The organism is Kitasatospora sp. NPDC024654 (assembly GCF_055559155.1).
Genome location: NZ_JBVHLF010000220.1, coordinates 1 through 3005, shown reverse-complemented (window position 1 = coordinate 3005; position 3005 = coordinate 1). Strand labels below are relative to the sequence as shown.

Sequence of the window (3005 nt, the reverse complement as noted above, 5' to 3'; positions counted from 1 at the left end):
CCGCACCACCGACAACGACTGAACAAGACCACCGACGACGCGAGGGTCAGAACTCAACCGTCCAAAGTGGGTCACGGTTCAGCCGCCGCCGACACCGCGACACCGGGTCGAGATGCTGGAGCAGCTCGGCATGATCTGGTCGGTCTCCGACGCCCGGTTCGAGGTCGGCCTGGACTGGGCGCGGGTCTGGGCGAAGGAGCATGGCGGCTCCCTGGCCGCGCCGGCGCGGGCGGCTGTTGGCGGGTACGCGATCGGGGCGTGGCTCGCCGGGTTGCGGGCTGCGGCCGAGGTGCCCGAGGGCGAGCCCGGGGCGCTGGATCCGGAGCGGCGGGCGGCGCTGGAGGAGATCGACCCGTGGTGGTGCCCGGCCTGGCCGATCACCTGGCAGCGCGCCTACTCCGTCGCAAGGGTGTGGTGGCTGGAGTCCGACGGCCGCGTGGACTGGGCGAAGCTGCCGCTGGAGACCGCGTTCGAGGGTGAGCAGCTCGGCCGGTGGGTGCGGGCGCAGCGGGCCGGCTGGGCGGAGCTCGACCAGGAGCAGCGGGACCTGTTGGCGGCGATCGGGATTGAGGAGGACCAGGAGCTGGCGGCCGCGCGGGCGGCGGCTGCGGCGAAGCCGAAGGTGTCGCGGGCGGACCGATTCGCGCAGGGCTTGGCGGCGCTGGCGGCGTTCGTGGAGCGGGAGGGGCATGCGAAGGTCCCGCGCACGCACAAGACCGCGGAGGGGCTGTCGCTGGGCACCTGGCTGAACAACCAGAAGGCCCGGCGAGACAAGCTGAGCGCCGAGCAGCTCGGGCAGTTGGAGGCCCTGGGCGTGGCCTGGTAGGCCCAGCCCAGCTAGCGGTTGTCCCGGTGGTCGGCGCTGCGGTGTGCTGTCCTGCAGAAGGCGGTTGAGGGGTCGGTGAGGTGTCCGCCTCACCGACCCCAACGGTGGTCGCTGACCACGCCTTGACCGCACCGGCTGTGCTGCCCTGCGTCCTTGGTCCGTCAGGCCTGGGGGCCTGCCGGGCCCGGCGCCTGCTCGCCGGGCGGGGTCCCAGTCCTGAGGATGACGGAGGTGTAGTGGTTGGCGAAGAAGTACGAGTAGGACAGGCCTTCGTCGATGTTGCCGAACTCGTTGCTCATCATGGTCATCAGCGCCGTCGTGTTGGTGCCGTCGCTGGCGTAGGCGGTGAAGTGCTGGTTCGGTGGCAGTCCCGTCGCGCTGATGTCGACTTCGTCGATGCCTGGGAGTGCCCGGATCAGGGCCGTGCCCTGGCCGGAGCTGCCGGGGACGCGCAGGGGGATGTTCTGAGTGCGCATGCCCAGACCTTGCCGGCCCAGGTTGTTCGTGCTGGTGGCTGGAGTGGTGCGGGCCACGTACACCAGGGCCATCGGTGACTGGCCGATGGGCAGGGTCGTGGTGACGGACATGGTCCTGGTGTCGATGACGTCGACCGCGTCGGAGTTCTGTAGGGCGACGTAGACCCTGGTGTTGTCGGGGCTCGGCCAGATGCCGTGGGGGCCGTGGCCGCTGTTGTGGATGGTCTTCACCAGGGTCGGCGGTGTCCCGTCGTGCGACCGGCGGTAGACCAGGGTCTCGTTGAGCCCGCCCACGGTCTGGAGCGCGTAGTCGACCCCGTCGACGGTGACGAAGTTGGGGTGGTTGGTGCGCGGCCCGGTGCGCAGCACCGCCTCCACCTGGTAGGTGCTGGCGTTGAGGACGGCGGTGGTGCGGCCGTTGGTGGGCATGCCCAGCCAGATCTCCTTGCCGTCGGGGGAGATCGCCTCGTCGGAGGAGCCGCCGGCTTCCTCGGGGATCGGCACGCGCTTGATGATCTGGCGGGAGGCCACGTTGATCACGTCGAGTACCTGGGTGCGCAGGTGGTTGACGTAGGCGAGGGTGCCGTCCGGGCTGAAGACCACCTTCGACGGCGCGTCCTCGGTGTGGATCCGGTCGACCTCCTTGCCGGCCTGCCAGTCGATCACCGAGACGTAGTCCTGACCGCGCACCGCCACCCACAACCGGGTGCCGTCGGGCGAGAAGAACCCTTCGTGCGGTGCCCGGCCCAGGTAGACGGTGCGGGCAACCTGGTTGGTGGCGGTGTCGACGACGTGCACGGCGTTGGTGGTCACGTCGATGACGTCCAGCCACTTCCCGTCCCGGGAGAAGCCCAGGCCGTGCACGTCGATCTGCCCGTCGTACATCGCCCCCAGCACATCCTTGCTGGGACTCAACCGCGGCTCGCCCAGAGCGATCGTGCCCAGCACCGTGTTCGTCACTGGATTGATGACGCTGACCGTATTGGAGTCCTGATCGGCGGTGTACACACGGTCGTTGCCCGAGATCGGCTGCGCCCCGGGCAGTGCCGGGGCCTGGAGCACCGTGCCTCGCGCCGGTCTGGAGGAGGGAACCGCCCCTTGCACCAGCGAGGGGCCGGGAACCGTGCCGACCCCGGGTGTCGACCTCTGCGCCAGGCCCACGTCCGCCTCCTGTGTCGAGGGCGGCGAGCTGCCGGTGAAGGACGTCAGGACACTCGCAGCCACGAATATCAGGACCAAGCCGAGTTTTGCACGCACTGTGTCCTCCTTGACTGGGGTCGTTGGGCCCGCAGCCGACGGGGCGGCTCGTCGAACAGCACGCCGGCCCCGGCCGTCCTCCGACTCTGGGCGGGATCCCGAACCTGCGGTCGTGGACGCAGGTCTTGCGTCGCCGTCGACTCCGTGTGGACCGGTGGACAGCCGATGACAGGCTCGAAGCGAGTCTGATCGGCCCGACGAGGGGTCGCCGTCCAGGGCGGTCCGTCCGAGTGACATCCGGAGCAAGGTCAGGTCTTGGAAACTTCGCCCGTGCGTCTTCCCGGCCCGTCCCTCGGCGGCGGCCGACGCTGTCCGGACGGCCTGGGCGTGGCCTTGCTCGGCACCGGGCGCCCCCCAAGAACGCAGCTTGGGGGCGCTCGGCGTGGCCTGGTAGGCCCGTCCGGTCGAGGGCCGGTCCCCCGTTGGCTCGGCGCGTTGCTGCTGCC

Annotated in this window: 2 protein-coding genes; one reads left to right on the top strand and one right to left on the bottom strand. The window is 70.3% G+C overall.

Features of this window, described 5'->3' with window-relative positions:
• The first annotated feature begins 112 nt into the window (after nt 1–112).
• Nucleotides 113–826, top strand: coding sequence for a helicase associated domain-containing protein (locus ACZ38L_RS39070; protein ID WP_465702845.1), 714 nt, complete (start codon nt 113–115; stop codon nt 824–826).
• Between the two features lie 161 nt (nt 827–987).
• On the opposite strand, the gene ACZ38L_RS39065 is transcribed toward ACZ38L_RS39070, so the two are convergent.
• Nucleotides 988–2526, bottom strand: coding sequence for a YncE family protein (locus tag ACZ38L_RS39065; protein WP_465702843.1), 1539 nt, complete (start codon nt 2524–2526; stop codon nt 988–990).
• Nucleotides 2527–3005 lie beyond the last annotated feature (479 nt).

Coding starts and splice junctions, on each gene's coding strand:
- ACZ38L_RS39070 (WP_465702845.1), top strand. CDS start 113: ATGCTGGAGCAGCTCGGCATGATCTGGTCGGTCTCCGACGCCCGGTTC.